The sequence below is a fragment of the Microbacterium sp. NPDC078814 genome (genome assembly GCF_040702645.1).
In the GTDB taxonomy this organism is placed as follows: domain Bacteria; phylum Actinomycetota; class Actinomycetes; order Actinomycetales; family Microbacteriaceae; genus Microbacterium.
Window position 1 is genome coordinate 108307 of record NZ_JBFBLT010000002.1, and the last position, 19383, is coordinate 127689.

The window sequence follows — 19383 nt, forward strand, 5'->3', positions numbered from 1 at the left end:
TCTGCTGCGGGGCGAGGGGTCAGTTGGTGGCGGTGGCGGAGACCGTGACGAGGATCGTGCCGGTCTTGCCCTGGTTGCTCGTCGGCCAGTCGGCCGGGGTGGTGACGACGAGGTCGAACTCATCGGTCGCCGTGGAGCCGGAGGAGGTCAGCGACGCCGCGAGCCCGGTGATCGTCGCCGTCGGCTTGACCGTGAAGTCCGTCGCCGTGTTGCCGGGGGCGTACTCGACGGTCGAGGTGAGTGCGGCGTTGACGGAGCTGGCGTTCTTCACCCAGAGCTTGATCGTGCGGGTCTCGCCCGGGAGCAGGTTGGCCAGCTTCTCCGCGGGCACGACGAGCTCGATGCTGTTCTTCGCGGCCGACTCCTTCCAGGTGGTCCCGTCGGTGGAACCCTGGAGGTTGAAGGTGGCTCCTGCGGCCGGGGCGCTGAAGAAGGTGTTGTCGGTCCACGCGGCGCTCGTGAGCGCGGCACCGATCCCTCCGGTCGCGAGCACGGCCAGCGCGAACGCCATGATCGGGCGCCGCCGGGAGCGTCGCTCGGTGCGGTCAGGGCGTGCGGGGGCATCCGTGTTCGTCATGGCTTCGACGTTACGCAGCGCACCTCAGGGGACCGTCAAGTCTTCCTCAAGAGGGACCGAAGCTTTCCCGATTGTTCGGCGGCAGCGTCGTGCGCCGCCCTCGGACAGGCGTGGCAGGATGGTCGGATGCCCCTCATCGCTCTCACCGGAGGCATCGCGTCGGGAAAGTCCACCATCGCGAACCGGCTCGCCGAACTCGGCGCGGTGGTCGTCGACGCGGATCGGATCGTGCGCGAGGTGCAGGCGCCCGGATCCGCGGTGCTCGGCGCGATCGCGCGGACGTTCGGTGACGAGGTCATCGCCGAAGACGGGTCGCTCGACCGAGCCGCTCTCGGTGCGACCGTGTTCGCCGATCCGGGCCGTCTCGCACAGCTGAATGCCATCGTGCACCCGGCCGTACGGGCCGAGTCCCAGCGTCGTTTCGACGCCGCCTTCCAGGCTGATCCGGATGCCGTCGTCGTGTACGACGTGCCGCTTCTCGTGGAGGCTCGTGTCGACGACCCCTGGGATGCGATCGTCGTCGCGCATGCCCCGGAGGAGGTCCGTCTCGAGAGGCTCGTGCACCTGCGCGGGATGACGCCCGACGACGCCCGCGGACGGATCGCCGCCCAGGTTCCGGACGACCGACGGCTCGCGATCGCCGACGTCGTGATCGACACCGCAGGATCGATCGCGGACACGCTGGCCCAGACGGACGCGCTCTGGAACCGGCTCCGCGCAAGCTGAAGCGGTGTCGCCGCCGGACGCGGCCCCGATGTCGGAGGGGCGGCATACGCTTGATGTATGCAGCCCACCCGCAGTGTCCGCCCCTTCGAGGTCATCAGCGAGTACGCCCCTGCCGGTGACCAGCCGCAGGCCATCGCCGAGCTGGCCTCCCGTATCAACGCGGGCGAGACCGACATCGTGCTGCTCGGCGCCACCGGAACGGGCAAGTCGGCGACCACGGCCTGGCTCGTCGAGCAGGTGCAGCGTCCCACGCTCGTGCTCGCGCACAACAAGACCCTCGCGGCACAGCTCGCCAACGAGTTCCGCGAGCTCATGCCGAACAACGCCGTCGAGTACTTCGTCTCGTACTACGACTACTACCAGCCCGAGGCCTACGTCCCGCAGACGGACACCTTCATCGAGAAGGACTCCTCGATCAACGCGGAGGTCGAGCGGCTCCGCCACTCGACGACGAACTCCCTGCTGAGCCGGCGTGACGTGGTCGTGGTGTCGACCGTCTCCTGCATCTACGGCCTGGGTGCTCCGGAGGAGTACCTGCGCGCCATGGTCGCGCTGCAGGTGGGGGAGCGGTACGACCGCGACGCCCTGATCCGTCAGTTCATCGCGATGCAGTACAACCGCAACGACGTCGACTTCTCGCGGGGAAACTTCCGCGTGCGCGGCGACACGATCGAGATCATCCCGGTGTACGAGGAGCACGCCATCCGCATCGAGCTGTTCGGCGACGAGATCGAGGCGCTCTACTCGCTTCACCCGCTCACGGGCGAGGTCATCGAGAAACTGGACGCCGTGCCGATCTTCCCCGCCTCGCACTACGTCGCGGGCACCGACGTCATCCAGCGCTCCATCGGCACCATCGAGCACGAGCTGGAGGAGCGGCTGAAGGAGTTCGAGCGTCAGGGCAAGCTCCTCGAGGCGCAGCGCCTCCGGATGCGCACGACCTTCGACCTGGAGATGCTCCAGCAGCTCGGATTCTGCTCCGGCATCGAGAACTACTCGCGTCACATGGACGGACGCATGCCCGGCGAGCCCCCGCACACGCTCCTCGACTTCTTCCCGGACGACTTCCTGCTCGTCATCGACGAGTCCCACGTCACGGTGCCGCAGATCGGCGCGATGTACGAAGGCGACGCGTCCCGCAAGCGCACCCTCGTCGACCACGGATTCCGGCTGCCGAGCGCGATGGACAACCGACCGCTGCGCTGGGACGAGTTCAAGAACCGCGTGGGGCAGACCGTCTACCTGTCCGCCACCCCCGGCAAGTACGAGATGGGCATCGCCGACGGCGTGGTGGAGCAGATCATCCGCCCGACCGGCCTCGTCGACCCGGAGATCATCGTCAAGCCCTCGAAGGGGCAGATCGACGATCTCCTCGAAGAGATCCGGCTTCGCGTGGAGCGGGACGAGCGCGTGCTCGTCACGACGCTCACGAAGAAGATGGCGGAGGAGCTGACGGACTTCCTCGGCGAGCACGGCGTCCGGGTGCGCTACCTGCACTCCGACGTCGACACCCTGCGCCGCGTCGAGCTCCTCAGCGAACTTCGCGCCGGTGTGTACGACGTCCTGGTCGGTATCAACCTGCTGCGCGAGGGACTCGACCTCCCGGAGGTGTCGCTCGTCGCGATCCTCGACGCGGACAAGGAGGGCTTCCTCCGCTCCGGGACCTCACTCATCCAGACGATCGGCCGCGCGGCGCGCAACGTCTCGGGTGAAGTCCACATGTACGCGGACAACATGACGGACTCCATGGCCAAGGCCATCGAGGAGACCGACCGTCGGCGTGAGAAGCAGATCGCGTACAACAAGGAGCACGGCATCGATCCGCAGCCGCTGCGCAAGCGCATCGCCGACATCACAGAGGTGCTGGCGCGCGAGGGTCAGGATACGGCGGAGCTGATGTCCGGCCGGGGCCGCGCGTCGGGCAAGGGCAAGTCGCCGACGCCGAACCTGCGGCGCACCGGGATCGCGGCCGAGGGCGCTCAGCAGCTGGAGGCCACGATCCAGGACCTCACCGATCAGATGCTCGCGGCAGCCGCGGAGTTGAAGTTCGAGCTCGCCGGGCGCCTGCGCGACGAAGTGCAGGATCTGAAGAAGGAGCTCCGGTCGATGGAGCGGGCCGGGCACGCGTAGATGGAGCCGAGATGGATGCCGCAGGAGAGGAACTCGCGGACCGCGTCCGCGCACTGCTCGGGGCCGACCCTTCCATAGAGGAGCGCCGGATGTTCGGGACCAGGGCATTCCTCGACGAGGGGCGCATCCTCGTGGGTGCCCGGAAGGACGGGACGCTTCTCGTCCGCGTGGATGAGGAGAACGGGGCTGTCGCCGTGACGCTGCCCGGGGCCGCGCGTGCCGTGATGGGATCCCGCACCATGGGGTCCGGCTGGATCGATGTCGCAGCCTCGGCGATCGCCGACGACGCCGCGCTCATGACGTGGATCGACATGGCCCGCGAGTCGGTCGGCGCCGCGCTCGCCGATGACGACGACTGACGCCGAGGGAGCTTACGGGCAGTGCACCAGCGTCTTCGGGCCCGAGCGATCGATCTCGTGCTCGGTCATCGGCGCGCCGCACAGCGGACAGGCCCGTTCGGCGCGCTCCGCGGCGCTGGGCGGCGGCGTCTTCTCGTACGGCCCGACCGAGGCCGGGCCGGCGAGACGCACGAGGTTGGTGTTCACCCAGGTGTAAAGGCCCCCCGCCTCGCGGATGCGGGTGCGAAGAGGGGGGCGGCTGGAGTCGCGTGACATGTTCATTAGTGTACTAATGATTCGTGCGGATGTATAGTCAGGACCGTGACTGACACCGACGATCTGCTCCGGCTCGAGAATCAGCTCTGCTTCGCCGTGGTCACGGCGGCGCGGAACGTCGTGGCGATCTACCGGCCGATCCTCGAGCCGCTCGGGTTGACGCACCCGCAGTACCTGGTGATGCTCGCCCTGTGGGAGCGGTCGCCGCGGACCCTGAACGACCTCGCCGCCGACCTCGCGCTGGAGCCCGCGACCGCGTCGCCCCTCGTCAAGAGGCTCGAGGCCGACGGCCTGGTGACGCGCCAGCGCAGCAGTGAAGACGAGCGCCGACTGGAGATCACGCTCACCGATGCCGGAGCGGCTCTGCGTGCGAGGGCCGTGGATGTGCCGCGGCAGGTGATGGCCGCCGTGGGGATGGGCATCGGCGAGATCGCCGCCCTCCGCGACGGGCTCGGGGCCTTCGCGGGGCGGCGCCCCGAGCAGAGCTGACCCGTTCCGCGGCACCCTGGTGCGGAACGGGGCCGTCTCGGGTCGCGCCCCTAGGGTGGAGGCATGTCGCGCCCAGAGCCTCCGGTCCGTGCACCGGAGGCCGTGCGCCGGTCATGGCCCACCGCGCCGCTGCTCGGCCTCGCCGCGATCGCCGGACTGTTCGGGGTCCTCATGCTCGCTGCCGCGGGACAGAGCACCCCGGAGTTCTCGTCGTCCCGATCGGAGAGCACGGCGCCGCCCCCGGAAGACGTCGTCCTCCCGGTCCCGTCGACGACCGGGACACCACCGCCCCCGGAGTCCTGGGGCGAATCCGCTCTCGCGCAGATTCTCGGGGTGGTCTTCGGGGCGCTGCTGACGCTGGCCGTCCTCGCGCTCGTCCTCGTGGTCCTGCGCCAGCTCCTCCGCTTCCTCCGACGGCTGTGGCAGGCACGTCCGCTCGATCGTCGTGAGGTCACCGCTGCCGCCGGGGAGGACGGTGGCAGCACTCCCGCGGTACCTCCGAACGAGGAGGTCATCCGCCGCGGGGCCTCCGCCGCGTTGCGCACCGTGACAGCGAGGCCCGATCCCGGTGATGCGATCGTCGCCGCGTGGGTCGGACTGGAGGAATCCGCCGCCGACGCCGGCCACGGTCGCGGAGCCGCCGAGACGCCGGCGGAGTTCACGGCCCGGGTGGTCGGTGCCCGCCGGAGCATCGCGGCCGACGTGCTCCGGCTCCAGGGGCTGTACGAGCGGGTCCGCTTCGGTGGGCTGGTCGCAGACGAGCAGGACCGACAGAGCGCCGTGGTCGCCCTCCGGGGCATCAAGGAGGGGTGGCGGTGAAGGGCATCGTCGTGACGGTGATCAGCGCCCTCATCGGGGCCGCTCTCCTCACCGTGCTCATCGTGCTCGGAGTGCCTGCCGCCTTCGCCGTGGCCTGGACCCTCCTCCTGCTCGCGGTGGTCGCGGCCACTCGGCAGGTCTTCGTCGACGAGGCGGTCGTGTGGCCGCCGGAGGCGCCGCGAGCGGAATCGCGCGGCTCGGACGTGTCGCGGATGGCCTGGGCGATCAACACCCGCACGGGCGTCGCCGGGCACGTCGTCGTGCGGCGCGTGCAGGGGGTCGTCCGGCGCCGCCTCGCCCATCGCGGCCTCGACCTCGACGATCCTGACGACCACCCGCGCATCGACGCGATGCTGGGGGACGGCGTTCGAGCGTCCCTGCACGCGCGTGACGTGCAGCGTGCCGACATCGAGCGCGTCCTCGACGCCCTCGACCGCATCCCGACCGACACGGAGGAGACTTCATGACCAACGATGAGACCGCGCAGATCGCCGACGTCGGACGCCGCGTGCTCGCCGGCGTCCGGACAGCGGTGGTCGGGATGGACGAGCCTCTGACTCTGGCGCTCGCCACGATCCTTGCCGGGGGACATGTGCTCTTCGAGGACGTCCCCGGCCTCGGCAAGACGCTCGCCGCGCGGAGTCTGGCGGAGGCCCTCGGCCTGGACTTCCGTCGGCTGCAGTGCACTCCTGACATGCTTCCCGGCGACGTCACCGGCTCGTATGTGTACTCGCCCTCGACCGGAGAGTTCGCCTTCCGCCCCGGCCCCCTCTTCACGGGCCTGCTGCTCGCGGACGAGATCAACCGGACGACGCCGAAGACGCAGTCGGCGATGCTCGAGGCCATGGCCGAGCGCCAGGTGACGGTGGAGGGCAATCGGTTCGCCCTCCCACGGCCCTTCCACGTGATCGCGACCTCGAACCCGATCGAGTACGAGGGGACGTACGCGCTGCCCGAAGCCCAGCTCGACCGGTTCATGGTGCGGCTCGCCGTGGGCTATCCCGGCGCTGAGGAGGAGGCGCGCATCATCCTCGACCGCGTCGAGCGGCAGAGCCCGGATGTCGAGGTCGCACCCGTTCTGGACGCGGAGGGCCTCCAGCGCCTCCAGGCCGCGGTCGAGCGCATCCACGTCGATCCCGACGTCGTGCGGTACGCCGTCGAACTCGCCCGCGCCACCCGCGAGGCCGCGACGGTGGCCGTGGGCGCGTCCCCGCGCGGCTCGCAGGCGCTCGTCCTCCTCGGCCGCGCGCTCGCCGCGCTGGACGGCCGGGCGTATGTGCGGCCGGACGACATCAAGCGCATCGCGGTGCCGGTCCTCGCTCACCGCCTGACGCTGACGCCGCAGGCCTGGGCGCAGGGCGTCGATCCGCGGACGGTGGTGGACGCGGCGCTGGCTCGGACGCCGGTGCCTCCGACGGTCGCGACGACGCCGTGACGGACGAGACGGCGACCGAGTCCACCGCCGCACTCACGTGGCGGCGCACGCCGGTCATCGCGCTCGGCATCGCCGGCGCCGCGATCCTCGCGGCGGTCGGGCTCGCCTCCTCGCGTCCGGACGTCGTCGCCCTCGGGCTGCCGCTGGCGCTGACCGCGGGCTGGGCGCTCCTCTCGCGCCCCCGTCCCGGACACGCACGCATCGCGCTGCGGGCCCAGGCCGTCGGCGACGGTGACCGCCCGGAGGTGCGGACCACCGTGGACGTGCTGCTGACGGCCGACGCCGTCCAGGTCGCGGTGGATCAGGACGGACGGCGCACCGGCCTCGCGGACGTACGGCCCGGCGCCGCGTGCGTCACGGCCCGCAGTGCTCTGCAGCACTCCGGTCCGAGCGAGCCGCTCGGCGTGACCGCGCGGGGATCCGACCTCGACGGTGCGTGGGTCACGGGGCTCCTTCCCCGGACGGCGGTCGTCTGGAACGCGCCCCCGCGCGGCGTGCGGATCAGCGCCCTCCCGGTGGCGCCGCGACTCACCGGACTCCACGGTGCCCATCCGGGCTCGCGCCCCGGTCAGGGTGGGGACTTCCGCGACATCCAGCCCTTCGTCCCGGGGGATGAGCTCCGGCGGGTGGACTGGCGGGCGACCGCGCGAGTCGCCCGTCGCCCCGGCGACCTCCTGGTGCGCAGGGACGATGCGCTGAGCGATTCCTCGGTGGTCATCGCGATCGACACCGCCGAAGACCTGGGTGCCGTCGTCGCCGCGTGGGGGAGCGGCGACGCCGATCGCTCCGGGGTCACGTCGCTCGATCACGCGCGTGAGGCTGCCCTGGCGATCGCCACGGCCGCCACCGGAGTCGGGGACCGGGTCGCCTATCACGCGCTCTCCCCGGACGGGGTGTCGCTGCCGTCCGGTGGAGGAGTGCGGCACCTCGCCCGTCTCCGCCGCGCCATCGCGGCCACCGGCCTCGGCGCCGACCCCTCGTATCGTCGCTCGCCGGTGGTGCCGCCCGGCTCGATCGTCTTCGTGCTCTCGACGTTCGTCGACGGGGTCGCCGCGCGGCTGGCAACGAGCTGGCGTGCCGCGGGCCACGCCGTCGTGGCGGTCGACGTGCTCCCTGTGCCGGAGGCGACCCGCCTCACCAGGGAACAGCGGATCGCGCTTCGCACGCTGCTCGCCGAACGCGCCGACATCCTGACGGAGCTGGACCACGCGGGCATCGAGGTGGTGCCGTGGTCGAGCGGAGCCGATGCGGCGATGCGGCTGGCGGCGCGTCGTCTCACGCGCCGGGGGACGGGGCGCCGATGAGTCGTTCCGTCCGCTCGTTCCGCACCGGCGCCGCGGTGCCGGGCATCGTCATCCGGCTCGCGATGGTCGCCGTGGCCGCCTGCGGGGCCCTGCTGCTCATCCCGTTCCCGCTGTGGCAGGGCATCGCGGTGCTCGCCGCGCTCGTCGCCGTCGCGATCCCGCGCAGCCTCGCCGCCTGGGTGGCGCTCGCGTGCCTGCCGTTCGGGGTGATCCTCACCGAGCCGGATCCCGGCCGGACGGCGCTGGCGCTGCTGTGCGTGCATGCTCTGCACGTGTGCGCGTCGCTGAGTCTCGTGGTGCCGCCGTCCTCGCGTGTGGCCCTCCCGGTCCTGCTTCCGACCGCCGGCCGCTTCCTCACGGTCCAGCTGCTCGCCCAGCCGGTCGCGTTCGGAGTCTGGCTGCTCACCGAGCGGCAGATCACCGGGACGACCGCGCTCCTGGCACCGGTCGCCGCGGCGATGCTGCTGGGTGGGGTCCTGCTCGCGGTCCGCGCTGCGAGACGGGCCGACGTGGCGGCTGCAGGAACCGGGGCGTTCGGCGTTCTCGGAGCCGATGTCCGTGGCCCCTCGTAGACTTGTTCGGTGCCCATCGTCCCCGTTGCTTCCCCAGGAAAACTCAGTGTCCGCGGCGCCCGCGTGCACAATCTCAAGAACGTCGACATCGATATCCCCCGTGACTCGCTGGTGGTCTTCACCGGCCTCTCCGGATCGGGGAAGTCGAGCCTCGCCTTCGACACGATCTTCGCCGAGGGGCAGCGCCGGTACGTCGAGTCGCTGAGCGCCTACGCGCGGCAGTTCCTCGGTCAGGTCGACCGGCCGGACGTCGATTTCATCGAGGGGCTGAGCCCGGCGGTGTCGATCGATCAGAAGTCGACGAACCGCAACCCCCGGTCCACGGTCGGCACGATCACCGAGATCTACGACTACATGCGTCTGCTCTGGGCGCGTATCGGCGTTCCGCACTGTCCGGTGTGCGGCGAGAAGATCCAGCGGCAGACCGTCCAGCAGATCGCCGACCAGCTCATGGAGCTCCCGGAGCGCACCCGCTACCAGGTGGTCGCGCCGATCGTCTCCCAGAAGAAGGGCGAGTTCGTCGACCTGTTCCGGGAGCTCGGGGCGAAGGGCTACTCGCGGGCGATCGTCGACGGCGAGCTCATCCAGCTGGCCGAGCCTCCGACGCTCAAGAAGAGCTACAAGCACGACATCGCGGTGGTCGTCGACCGCCTCGTCGCCTCGCCCGACATCCTCGGACGCGTGACCGACTCGGTGGAGACCGCTCTCGGTCTCGCCGGTGGGGTCGTGCAGATCAACTACGTGGACGGCGAGGGCGACGACGCCTGGCAGACGTTCTCGGAGAAGCTCGCGTGCCCGAACGGCCACGCGCTCACCCTCACCGAGATCGAGCCGCGCACGTTCTCCTTCAACGCGCCGTTCGGTGCCTGCCCCGCGTGCTCGGGCCTCGGCACCCGCATGTCGGTGGACGTCGATCTGATGCTCGGCGACGAAGACCTCTCGATCCGCGAGGGCGTCATCATCCCGTGGACCACGCAGGGCAAGGGGCTCTTCCAGTACTACGAGCGCCTCCTCGAAGGACTCTCCCGCGACCTCGACTTCTCCCTCGACACCCCGTGGCGCGAACTGCACTCCGACGTCAAGGAGGCAGTCCTGCGCGGAGAGAACTACAAGGTCACCGTCAAGTGGAAGAACCGCTACGGCCGTGAGATGCGCTACGCCTCCGGTTTCGAGGGCGTGGTGCCGTACATCGAGCGGCAGTACCTGCAGGCCGAGTCCGACACCCAGCGCAGCCGGTGGGGCGAGTACCTCCGCGAGGTCCCGTGCCCGGTCTGCAACGGCGACCGTCTCAAGCCCGAGGTGCTGGCCGTGCAGGTGCACGGTCACTCCATCGCCGAGGTCTCCCACCTGAGCCTGGCCGATGCCCGGGCCTTCATGGAGAAGCTGCACCTCACCGACCGCGAGGCCAAGATCGCCGCCCAGGTGCTCCGTGAGATCCGCCTGCGCCTCGACTTCCTCCTCCAGGTCGGTCTGTCCTACCTCAACCTCAGCCGTTCGGCCGGCTCGCTGTCGGGTGGCGAGGCCCAGCGCATCCGCCTCGCCACGCAGATCGGCTCCGGTCTCACCGGCGTGCTCTACGTCCTCGACGAACCGTCGATCGGACTGCACCAGCGCGACAACCGCCGGCTCATCGAGACGCTGCTCACGCTTCGCGATCTCGGGAACACCCTGATCGTCGTCGAGCACGACGAGGAGACCATCGAGGCCGCGGACTGGGTGGTCGACATCGGTCCGGGGGCCGGTGTGAACGGCGGGGCCGTGGTCCACTCCGGGCCGTACTCGGCGCTGCTCGCCGACACCGAGTCGATGACCGGGGACTACCTCTCGGGCCGTCGGGAGATCCCGATGCCGGCGAAGCGTCGGAAGATCGACAAGAAGCGCATGCTCAGCGTCGTGGGCGCCCGCGCCAACAACCTCCGCAACGTCACGGCCGACTTCCCGCTCGGCGTGCTGACCGCGGTCACCGGCGTCAGCGGATCCGGGAAGTCGTCCCTCGTGAACGACATCCTGTATCAGGTGCTCGCGTCGCGGCTCAACGGGGCGCGGACGGTGCCGGGCAAGCACACGCGCGTGACCGGGCTCGACAACCTCGACAAGGTCGTGCACGTCGACCAGGCGCCGATCGGCCGCACCCCGCGATCGAACCCGGCGACCTACACCGGTGTCTTCGACCGCATCCGCACGCTCTTCAGCGAGACGCCCGAGGCGAAGGTCCGCGGCTACCAGCCCGGACGCTTCAGCTTCAACGTCAAGGGCGGACGCTGCGAGGCGTGCTCGGGCGACGGCACGATCAAGATCGAGATGAACTTCCTCCCGGACGTGTACGTGGACTGCGAGGTGTGCCACGGCAAGCGGTACAACCGCGACACCCTCGCCGTGCACTACAAGGGCAAGAACATCGCCGAGGTGCTGGAGATGCCCATCGAGGAGGCGGCCGAGTTCTTCGAGCCGATCCAGGCCATCCACCGCTACATGAAGACCCTGGTCGACGTGGGGCTGGGATACGTGCGCCTCGGGCAGTCGGCGACGACGCTGTCGGGCGGTGAGGCGCAGCGCGTGAAGCTCGCGACCGAGCTCCAGCGCCGCAGCAATGGTCGGAGCATCTACGTGCTCGACGAGCCGACGACGGGTCTGCACTTCGAAGACGTGCGCAAGCTCCTCGAGGTGCTGAACGGTCTGGTCGACAAGGGCAACACGGTCATCGTGATCGAGCACAACCTCGACGTGATCAAGTCGGCCGACTGGGTGATCGACCTGGGTCCGGAGGGTGGTTCCGGCGGCGGCACGATCCTCGCCACCGGCACGCCGGAGCAGATCGCGCGGGTCGAGGAGAGCCACACCGGCCAGTTCCTCGCCGAGATCCTGGGTGAGGGGCGCTCCGCGCGGAAGGCCAGCTGATGGCCGACGTGCTGCCGTACAAGCCCCGGGCGGGCGAGATCCCGACCGACCCGGGGGTGTACCGGTTCCGCGATGCCAACGGCCGGGTGCTGTACGTCGGGAAGGCGAAGAACCTCCGTCAGCGGCTGTCGAACTACTTCGCTCCGCTGCGGACACTGCACGAGCGCACGCGCCGGATGGTGACGACGGCGGCGTCGGTGGAGTGGACCGTCGTGCCCACCGACGTCGATTCCCTCCAGCTCGAGTACATGTGGATCAAGGAGTTCGATCCGCCGTTCAACGTCAAGTACCGGGACGACAAGTCGTACCCGTTCATGGCGGTGACGCTCGGGGACGAGGCGCCGCGTGTGCTGGTCACCCGCAACCGGAAGATCCCCGGGGCCCGCTACTTCGGTCCGTACCCGAAGGTCTGGGCGGTGCACGAGACCATCGACCTGATGATCAAGGCGTTCCCGATCCGCACGTGCAGCGACGCCAGTTACAAGCGGGCGATGCAGACGGGGCGTCCGTGCTTCCCCGGGCAGATCGGCAAGTGCGGTGGGCCGTGTTCGATGACGGTGTCGATCGAGGAGCATCGCGCCATGGTCGACGACTTCGTCGCATTCATGGCGGGCGGTGACGAACGCTTCACCCGCGAGCTCACGCAGCGCATGCTCGCGGCGTCGGCGGCCATGGACTACGAGGCAGCCGCGAAATACCGTGACAAGCTCTCGGCGATCGAGGCCGTGCTCGGCAAGAGCGCCCTCGTGCTCCCGGCCGACGAGGACGCCGACCTGTTCGGCATCGCGGAGGACGAGCTCGCCGCCGCCGTGCAGCACTTCGTCATCCGCGGTGGTCGTGTTCGAGGCGTCCGGGCCCTGACGATCGAGAAGGAGATCGACATCACGGGTGGGGAGCTCGTGGAGCAGGTCCTCCAGCAGGCGTACGGCGAGGCCCAGGACGTGCCGCGCCGCATCCTCGTGCCGGTGCTTCCCGACGACGCTTCCGAGCTGGAGGTGTGGCTGCGCGAACGCCGGGGCCGGAAGGTCGAGATCGCCGTGGCGCATCGCGGCCAGCGCGCCGACCTCATGCGCACGGCCACTCTGAACGCCCAGCAGGCGCTGATCAGGCACAAGACGCGTCGGACGAGCGACTACGTCGCGCGCACGCAGGCGCTCACCGATCTCCAGGAGGCGCTGGGGATGGAGGAGGCACCGCTCCGGATCGAGTGCTTCGACATCTCGCACCTCGGCGGCACCAACGTGGTGGCGTCCATGGTCGTGTTCGAGGACGGGCTGCCGCGCAAGGACCAGTACCGCACCTTCAACATCGCGGAGACCACCGACGACACCGACTCCATGTACCAGGTGCTGCGGCGTCGGCTCGCCTACCTCGACCGCCCGGAAGAGCAGGAGACCGTCGACCCCACCACCGACGAGGTGGTCGCGGAAGACGTCGGCGAGGCGGGGGTGCGCCGGAAGCCCCGGTTCGCCTACCCGCCGCAGCTGCTGCTCGTGGACGGTGGTCAGCCGCAGGTCGAGGCCGCCGCGCGGGCACTGCGCGACGCCGGACACACGGAGATCGCCGTCTGCGGCATCGCCAAGCGTCTGGAGGAGATCTGGTTGCCGGGAGACGACTTCCCGGTCATCCTGCCGCGGACGAGCGAATCCCTCTATCTGCTCCAGCGTCTTCGCGACGAGGCGCATCGGTTCGCCATCACGCACCAGCGCAAGAAGCGCAAGAAGGACATCACCACGGTGCTCGCCGAGGTCCCCGGTCTCGGGGCCTCGCGGATCAAGGTCCTCCTCAAGCACTTCGGGTCGGTCACCGCGCTGCGTGCCGCGGAACCTCAGCAGATCCAGGAGGTCCAGGGGATCGGTCCGGTGCTCGCCCAGAACATCCATACGCACCTGTCCACTCGCTAGGCTGGGAGGCCGAGGGGGAGAAGGAGCAGTGAGCGATGTCTGACGGGGAACAGGGCGAATTCCTCATCGTCACCGGGATGTCCGGCGCGGGTCGGACCACGGTGGCGAACGCGCTGGAGGATCTCAGCTGGTACGTCGTCGACAACCTGCCGCCGCAGATCCTCCGACCGCTGCTCGATCTCACCGGCATGGGGGGCGACGCGCTGCCGAAGGTCGCGGCGGTGGTCGACGTGCGCGGCCGCAACCTCTTCGACGACTTCCCGGGTGTCGCTCGCGTGCTGCGCACCAGGGGATCCATCCGCGTGCTCTTCCTGGACGCCTCGGACGACGTCCTCGTCCGTCGCTTCGAGGCCGTACGGCGCCCGCATCCGCTTCAGGGCGACGGCACCCTCCTCGACGGCATCCGGACCGAGCGCGCCCGGCTCGCCCCGATCCGCGAGGCCGCGGATCTGGTGATCGACACCTCGGCGTTGAACATCCACCAGCTCGCGACCAAGGTCTCGGACATCTTCTCGGAGGAGGGCGAGGCGCGGCACCGGGTCACCCTGCTCAGCTTCGGCTTCAAGTACGGGCTGCCCACCGACGTCGACGTCGTGGCCGACATGCGCTTCCTCCCGAACCCGTATTGGAACGAGGACCTGCGCGGTCTCACCGGGCAGGACGAGACCGTGCGGGAGTACGTGCTCTCCCGGGACGGCGCGGAGGAGTTCCTCGACGCCTACGCGAAGGCTCTCGTGCCCGTCCTCGAGGGGTATCAGCGCGAGAACAAGAGCCACTCCACGATCGCCATCGGGTGCACGGGCGGCAAGCACCGTTCGGTCGCCATGTCCGAGGAGCTCGCCCGTCGACTGGCGGGAATCCCGGGCGTCGCGGTCAACGTCCGCCACCGTGACCTCGGCAGGGAATAGGCCCCCGAGCGAGTAAGCTGGAGGTTTGCGTCGCGACCCGGCGCGTGAACGTGAAGGAGTCTCGTGGCACTAACCACCGACGTCAAGGCTGAGCTCGTCAGCATCCGCAATGCACCCCCGACGGTGCGCGTCGCTGAGGTGACGGCCATCCTCCGGTTCGCCGGTGGTCTGCACTCCATCGCCGGCCGTGTGGCGGTGGAAGCGGAGGTCGATGCCGAGACCCTCGCCCGCCGTGTGGCCCGCGACCTCGCCGAGATCTACGGCGTCCGCCCGGAGATCGCCCAGGTGCAGTCGAGCACCGCCAACGACGGCGCCCGCTGGGCCGTCCGCGTCATCGCGCAGGGGGAGACCCTTGCCCGCCAGACCGGACTGCTCGACCAGCGTCGCCGCCCGGTCCGCGGACTGCCGAACCGCCTCACCACGGGGTCCCGTGCGGAGATCGCCGGCCTCTGGCGCGGGGCCTTCCTCGCCGCGGGTTCGCTGAGCGAGCCGGGCCGCTCCGCGATGCTCGAGGTCGCCTGCCCGTCGTCCGAGGCCGCCATGGCGCTCGTGGGTGCCGCCCACCGCCTCGGTGTCGCCGCGAAGGCGCGCGAGGTCCGCGGGCTTCCCCGCGTCGTCGTGCGCGAGGGGGAGGCGATCCGCACCATCCTCAGCGAGATGGGCGCCCAGCGCACCGCTCTCGCGTGGGAGGAGCTGCGACAGCGCCGCGAGGTGCGCGCCGGCGTCAACCGTCTCGTCAACTTCGACGACGCGAACCTCCGCCGTTCCGCGCAGGCGGCCGTGGCGGCATGCGCCCGTGTCGAGCGCGCTCTCGAGATCCTGGCCGACGAGGTGCCCGACCACCTCCGTGTCGCCGGCGAGCTCCGCCTCGCACACCGCGACGCCAGCCTCGACGAGCTCGGTCACCACGCCGACCCTCCGCTCACCAAGGACGCCGTGGCCGGCCGCATCCGCCGCCTGCTGGCGATGGCGGACAAGCGCGCGCAGCAGGAGGGCATCCCGGGGACCGAGGCCGCCGTCCCCGCCGGTCTCGACGTCTGATCCGGGTGACGCCGCCCTGAACGGCGTGTCAACCCCCGGAAGGATCCGGACACCCGAGGCGTTGTCGTCAGTAGGATGAAAGTCGTCCGCTCTCCGTCGCACATCGGCGACGCGGAGCATCGGCAAGCGCCGCGGCGCGGCGCGGATTGGATGAATGCGATATGGCAACCTACACGCTCCCCGACCTTCCCTACGACTTCGCCGCTCTCGAGCCGCACATCAGCGGCAAGATCATGGAGCTGCACCACGACAAGCACCACGCGACCTACGTCGCGGGCGCCAACACCGCCCTGGAGCAGCTGGCCGAGGCCCGCGAGAGCGGCAACCTCGCGAATGTGAACAAGCTCGAGAAGGACCTCGCGTTCAACCTCGGCGGCCACGTCAACCACTCGATCTTCTGGACCAACCTCTCGCCGAACGGCGGCGGCCAGCCCGAGGGCGAGCTCAAGGCGGCCATCGACGAGTACTTCGGCTCCTTCGAGAAGTTCCAGGCGCACTTCACCGCCGCCGCCACCGGGATCCAGGGTTCCGGCTGGGCCGTCCTGAGCTGGGACTCGATCGGCTCGCGCCTCATCATCCAGCAGCTCTTCGACCAGCAGTCGAACACCGCGCAGGGCACCATCCCGCTGTTCCAGCTGGACATGTGGGAGCACGCCTTCTACCTCGACTACCTCAACGTGAAGGCCGACTACGTCAAGGCCGCGTGGAACATCGCCAACTGGGAGAACGTCGCCCAGCGCCTCGAGGTCGCCCGTCAGCAGACGAACGGCCTGCTGGTACTGTCGTAATCGGGTCGCGTCCCGGCGGGCCCACGGCTCGTCGGGGCGCCATCTCAGCCAAAAAACCCGCGCATGGCGCACGCTCGACGGCGGCGCTCGGCGCATGAGAAACAGGGAGACCTGAGTGTCTGTCAAGATCGGTATCAACGGCTTCGGCCGCATCGGACGCAACTACTTCCGCGCAGCTCTCGCGCAGGGAGCAGACCTTGAGATCGTCGCGGTCAACGACCTCACCGACAACAAGACCCTGGCACACCTGCTGAAGTACGACTCGGTCAGCGGCGTCCTCGACGCCGAGATCACGTACGACGACGACAGCATCACCGTCGACGGCAAGGAGATCAAGGCCTTCGCAGAGCGTGACCCCGCCAACCTCCCGTGGGGCGAGCTGGGCGTGGACATCGTCATCGAGTCGACCGGCTTCTTCACCAACGCCGACGCCGCGCGCAAGCACATCGACGCCGGTGCGAAGAAGGTCCTCATCTCGGCTCCGGCCACGGGTGACGACCGCACCATCGTCATGGGCGTGAACGAGGAGACGTACAACCCGGAGACGGACCACATCATCTCCAACGCCTCCTGCACCACGAACTGCCTCGCGCCGCTGGCCAAGGTGTTCAACGACGCCTTCGGCATCGACCGCGGCTTCATGATGACGGCCCACGCCTACACCGCCGACCAGAACCTGCAGGACGGTCCCCACAAGGACCTCCGCCGCGCCCGCGCCGCCGCGATCAACATCACGCCGGCCTCGACGGGTGCCGCGAAGGCCATCGGCCTCGTCCTCCCGGAGCTGAACGGCAAGCTCAGCGGCTCCTCCTACCGCGTGCCGGTCCCCACGGGCTCGATCGTCGACCTGACGCTCATCACGGACCGCGAGAACCTCACGGTGGACGAGGTCAACGAGGCCTACAAGAAGGCTGCGGCCGAGGGGCGTCTGGCCGGGTACCTGCAGTACAACGAGGACCCGATCGTGTCGAGCGACATCGTGCACAACCCGCACTCGTCGATCTTCGACTCGACGCTCACCAACGTCAGCGGCAACCTGATCAAGGTCTCGAGCTGGTACGACAACGAGTGGGGCTACTCCAACCGTCTCGTCGACCTGACCGAGTACGTCGCCGAGCGCATCTGAGCTCCGACACATGACTCTGCGCACCCTGGACTCACTGGGTTCGCTCGAGGGCAAGCGCGTCATCGTCCGTTGTGATCTGAACGTCCCCCTGCGGGACGGGGTCATCACGGACGATGGCCGTGTCCGCGCCTCGCTGCCGACCCTGAAGACCCTCATCGACGCGGGCGCCCGCGTCGTCGTCTGCTCGCACCTCGGCCGCCCCGACGGCGCGCCCGACCCGCAGTACAGCCTCGAGCCGGTCGCCCAGCGGCTGTCCGAGCTGCTCGGCGCCCCGGTCGCCTTCGCCGGCGACACCGTGGGCGAGGCCGCGAAGGACGCCGTGGCGTCCCTCGAGAACGGTCAGGTCGTCGTGATCGAGAACCTCCGGTTCAACCCGGGGGAGACGTCGAAGGACGACGCCGAGCGCGGTGCCTTCGCGGCGCAGCTCGCGGAGCTAGGCGACGTGCTCGTCTCCGACGGCTTCGGCGTCGTACACCGCAAGCAGGCGAGCGTCTACGACCTCGCGAAGCTGCTGCCCTCGGCGGCGGGGCTCCTGATCGCGACCGAGCTCGATGTGCTCGATCGCCTGACGGAGAACCCGGAGCGGCCGTACGCGGTGGTGCTCGGCGGGTCCAAGGTGAGCGACAAGCTCGGAGTCATCTCGCACCTGCTGCCGCGGGTGGACCGCATCCTCGTCGGCGGCGGCATGCTCTTCACCTTCCTGAAGGCACAGGGGCACGCCGTCGCGTCGAGTCTTCTCGAGGAGGACCAGCTCGAGACCGTCCGCGGCTACATCGCCGAGGCGGCCGAGCGCGGCGTGGAGCTCGTGCTCCCGACCGACGTGGTCGTCGCCGCCTCCTTCGGTGCGGACGCGGACCACGAGGTGGCCGCCGCGGACGCGATCGAGGAGACGGCGTTCGGTTCGTCGGGCATCGGCCTCGACATCGGACCGGAGACCGCCGCACGCTTCGCCGAGGTTATCCGCGGATCGAAGACGGTGTTCTGGAACGGCCCGATGGGCGTGTTCGAGTTCCCGGCCTTCGCTGCGGGAACCAAGGCGGTCGCGCAGGCACTGACCGAGGTCGACGGCCTCAGCGTGGTCGGCGGCGGCGATTCCGCCGCGGCCGTCCGCCAGCTCGGATTCACCGACGATCAGTTCGGGCACATCTCGACCGGCGGCGGCGCGAGCCTCGAATTCCTCGAGGGCAAGAAACTACCTGGGCTGGAGGTCCTCGGATGGGCGTGAGCTCCCGTACCCCGCTGATCGCGGGCAACTGGAAGATGAACCTGGATCACCTGCAGGCGGTGGCGTTCGTGCAGAAGCTGCACTGGACGCTGAAGGACGCCAAGCACGAGGACGGGTCCGTGGAGGTGGCGGTCTTCCCGCCCTTCACCGACATCCGCAGCGTGCAGACGCTGATCGACGCGGACAAGATCCCGTTCGCGTTCGGTGCGCAGGACGTCTCGGCGCACGACTCCGGTGCGTACACCGGCGAGATCTCCGGGGCGTTCCTGGCGAAGCTCGACGCGAAGTACGTCATCATCGGACACTCCGAGCGTCGCGAGTACCACGCCGAGTCCGACGAGATCGTGGCCGGCAAGGTGAAGGCTGCGCTCAAGCACGGCCTCTCCCCGGTGATCTGCGTGGGCGAGACGGCGGAGGACCTGGAGAAGTTCGGTGCCAGCGCCGTTCCGGCCGGACAACTCGAAGCCGCCCTTCAGGGCGTCTCCCCGTCGGCCGACATCGTCGTGGCGTATGAGCCCGTCTGGGCCATCGGGTCGGGCCAGGCGGCCACCCCGCAACAGGCGCAGGACGTCTGCGCGGCGCTCCGCGGCGTGATCGCGAAGGTCCTCGGCGACGAGGCGGCGGCCCGCACCCGCATCCTCTACGGCGGATCGGTCAAGGCGGCGAACATCGCCAGCTTCATGCGCGAGCCTGACGTGGACGGCGCTCTGGTCGGCGGCGCGAGCCTCGTCGTCGACGAGTTCGCGGCGATCATCCGCTTCGAGAAGCACGTCGGCGTGTGAGTGCGGCGGGGCTCCGGCCCCGCTGCACCGTATACTTGACCGTTA

The 19383-nt window shown here is 69.7% G+C and carries 19 protein-coding genes; 17 read left to right on the top strand and 2 right to left on the bottom strand.

All coding sequences use genetic code 11. The features are described from left to right. Positions 1-19: 19 nt before the first annotated feature. Positions 20-577: a hypothetical protein gene (locus tag AB0300_RS03740; RefSeq protein WP_062634042.1), complete on the bottom strand. Its 558-nt coding sequence runs from the start codon at positions 575-577 to the stop codon at positions 20-22. 126 nt (positions 578-703) lie between these two features. Between AB0300_RS03740 and coaE the strand changes: the two genes are divergently transcribed. From coaE to AB0300_RS03755, 3 genes are read left to right on the top strand one after another with little or no spacing between them, the layout of a single operon-like run. Further along, entirely contained in the window at positions 704-1303 is a 600-nt protein-coding gene (gene coaE, locus AB0300_RS03745) for a dephospho-CoA kinase (RefSeq protein ID WP_025105041.1), read from the top strand. Positions 1304-1360: 57 nt separating this feature from the next. Beyond that, on the top strand, positions 1361-3433 hold the full coding sequence (gene uvrB, locus AB0300_RS03750; protein ID WP_025105040.1) for an excinuclease ABC subunit UvrB: 2073 nt from the start codon (positions 1361-1363) through the stop codon (positions 3431-3433). Positions 3434-3444: 11 nt separating this feature from the next. Then, positions 3445-3792, top strand: a complete 348-nt coding sequence (locus tag AB0300_RS03755; RefSeq protein WP_249521026.1) for a TfoX/Sxy family protein — start codon at positions 3445-3447, stop codon at positions 3790-3792. A 12-nt stretch (positions 3793-3804) separates the two neighbouring features. Here the strand turns inward: AB0300_RS03755 and AB0300_RS03760 are convergent, their stop codons facing one another. Then, positions 3805-4053 (bottom strand): hypothetical protein, encoded by a 249-nt coding sequence (locus tag AB0300_RS03760; protein WP_060921196.1) that lies wholly within the window; start codon positions 4051-4053, stop codon positions 3805-3807. 39 nt (positions 4054-4092) lie between these two features. On the opposite strand from AB0300_RS03760, the gene AB0300_RS03765 reads away from it, so the two are divergent. The 14 genes from AB0300_RS03765 to tpiA all read left to right on the top strand — a co-directional run bounded on the left by AB0300_RS03765 (position 4093) and on the right by tpiA (position 19338). After that, on the top strand, positions 4093-4536 hold the full coding sequence (locus AB0300_RS03765) for a MarR family transcriptional regulator (protein WP_315106120.1): 444 nt from the start codon (positions 4093-4095) through the stop codon (positions 4534-4536). Between the two features lie 63 nt (positions 4537-4599). Beyond that, positions 4600-5355, top strand: a complete 756-nt coding sequence (locus AB0300_RS03770) for a DUF4129 domain-containing protein (RefSeq protein WP_315106117.1) — start codon at positions 4600-4602, stop codon at positions 5353-5355. After that, entirely contained in the window at positions 5352-5822 is a 471-nt protein-coding gene (locus AB0300_RS03775) for a hypothetical protein (protein ID WP_315106114.1), read from the top strand. Before AB0300_RS03770 ends, AB0300_RS03775 begins: the two co-directional genes overlap by 4 nt. Then, a complete protein-coding gene (locus tag AB0300_RS03780) occupies positions 5819-6790 on the top strand; it encodes a MoxR family ATPase (protein ID WP_315106112.1) in 972 nt (323 codons plus the stop codon). Before AB0300_RS03775 ends, AB0300_RS03780 begins: the two co-directional genes overlap by 4 nt. After that, positions 6787-8094 (top strand): DUF58 domain-containing protein, encoded by a 1308-nt coding sequence (locus tag AB0300_RS03785; protein ID WP_315106106.1) that lies wholly within the window; start codon positions 6787-6789, stop codon positions 8092-8094. The genes AB0300_RS03780 and AB0300_RS03785 overlap by 4 nt, the downstream gene beginning before the upstream one ends. After that, positions 8091-8666, top strand: coding sequence for a hypothetical protein (locus AB0300_RS03790; protein WP_315106103.1), 576 nt, complete (start codon positions 8091-8093; stop codon positions 8664-8666). The genes AB0300_RS03785 and AB0300_RS03790 overlap by 4 nt, the downstream gene beginning before the upstream one ends. 9 nt (positions 8667-8675) lie before the next feature. Continuing rightward, a complete protein-coding gene (gene uvrA / locus AB0300_RS03795; RefSeq protein ID WP_025105031.1) occupies positions 8676-11564 on the top strand; it encodes an excinuclease ABC subunit UvrA in 2889 nt (962 codons plus the stop codon). Continuing rightward, on the top strand, positions 11564-13468 hold the full coding sequence (gene uvrC, locus AB0300_RS03800) for an excinuclease ABC subunit UvrC (RefSeq protein ID WP_062766796.1): 1905 nt from the start codon (positions 11564-11566) through the stop codon (positions 13466-13468). Before uvrA ends, uvrC begins: the two co-directional genes overlap by 1 nt. Positions 13469-13503: 35 nt before the next feature. After that, a complete protein-coding gene (gene rapZ, locus AB0300_RS03805; RefSeq protein WP_025105029.1) occupies positions 13504-14376 on the top strand; it encodes an RNase adapter RapZ in 873 nt (290 codons plus the stop codon). Positions 14377-14439: 63 nt separating this feature from the next. Next, positions 14440-15417 carry a DNA-binding protein WhiA gene (gene whiA, locus AB0300_RS03810; RefSeq protein WP_025105028.1) on the top strand — a complete coding sequence of 326 codons (978 nt, stop codon included), beginning with the start codon at positions 14440-14442 and terminating at the stop codon, positions 15415-15417. A 161-nt stretch (positions 15418-15578) separates the two neighbouring features. Then, positions 15579-16205: a superoxide dismutase gene (locus AB0300_RS03815; protein WP_025105027.1), complete on the top strand. Its 627-nt coding sequence runs from the start codon at positions 15579-15581 to the stop codon at positions 16203-16205. A 115-nt stretch (positions 16206-16320) separates the two neighbouring features. Continuing rightward, positions 16321-17331 (top strand): type I glyceraldehyde-3-phosphate dehydrogenase, encoded by a 1011-nt coding sequence (gap, locus tag AB0300_RS03820; RefSeq protein ID WP_025105026.1) that lies wholly within the window; start codon positions 16321-16323, stop codon positions 17329-17331. Positions 17332-17341: 10 nt separating this feature from the next. Continuing rightward, a complete protein-coding gene (locus AB0300_RS03825; protein ID WP_102209576.1) occupies positions 17342-18556 on the top strand; it encodes a phosphoglycerate kinase in 1215 nt (404 codons plus the stop codon). Then, the gene (gene tpiA, locus AB0300_RS03830; protein ID WP_025105024.1) at positions 18547-19338 is read left to right on the top strand and encodes a triose-phosphate isomerase; all 792 of its coding nucleotides are present in this window, start codon (positions 18547-18549) and stop codon (positions 19336-19338) included. Before AB0300_RS03825 ends, tpiA begins: the two co-directional genes overlap by 10 nt. Positions 19339-19383: the final 45 nt, after the last annotated feature.

Coding starts and splice junctions, on each gene's coding strand:
- AB0300_RS03740 (WP_062634042.1), bottom strand. CDS start 577: ATGACGAACACGGATGCCCCCGCACGCCCTGACCGCACCGAGCGACGC.
- coaE (WP_025105041.1), top strand. CDS start 704: ATGCCCCTCATCGCTCTCACCGGAGGCATCGCGTCGGGAAAGTCCACC.
- uvrB (WP_025105040.1), top strand. CDS start 1,361: ATGCAGCCCACCCGCAGTGTCCGCCCCTTCGAGGTCATCAGCGAGTAC.
- AB0300_RS03755 (WP_249521026.1), top strand. CDS start 3,445: ATGGATGCCGCAGGAGAGGAACTCGCGGACCGCGTCCGCGCACTGCTC.
- AB0300_RS03760 (WP_060921196.1), bottom strand. CDS start 4,053: ATGAACATGTCACGCGACTCCAGCCGCCCCCCTCTTCGCACCCGCATC.
- AB0300_RS03770 (WP_315106117.1), top strand. CDS start 4,600: ATGTCGCGCCCAGAGCCTCCGGTCCGTGCACCGGAGGCCGTGCGCCGG.
- AB0300_RS03780 (WP_315106112.1), top strand. CDS start 5,819: ATGACCAACGATGAGACCGCGCAGATCGCCGACGTCGGACGCCGCGTG.
- AB0300_RS03790 (WP_315106103.1), top strand. CDS start 8,091: ATGAGTCGTTCCGTCCGCTCGTTCCGCACCGGCGCCGCGGTGCCGGGC.
- uvrC (WP_062766796.1), top strand. CDS start 11,564: ATGGCCGACGTGCTGCCGTACAAGCCCCGGGCGGGCGAGATCCCGACC.
- rapZ (WP_025105029.1), top strand. CDS start 13,504: ATGTCTGACGGGGAACAGGGCGAATTCCTCATCGTCACCGGGATGTCC.
- AB0300_RS03815 (WP_025105027.1), top strand. CDS start 15,579: ATGGCAACCTACACGCTCCCCGACCTTCCCTACGACTTCGCCGCTCTC.
- AB0300_RS03825 (WP_102209576.1), top strand. CDS start 17,342: ATGACTCTGCGCACCCTGGACTCACTGGGTTCGCTCGAGGGCAAGCGC.
- tpiA (WP_025105024.1), top strand. CDS start 18,547: ATGGGCGTGAGCTCCCGTACCCCGCTGATCGCGGGCAACTGGAAGATG.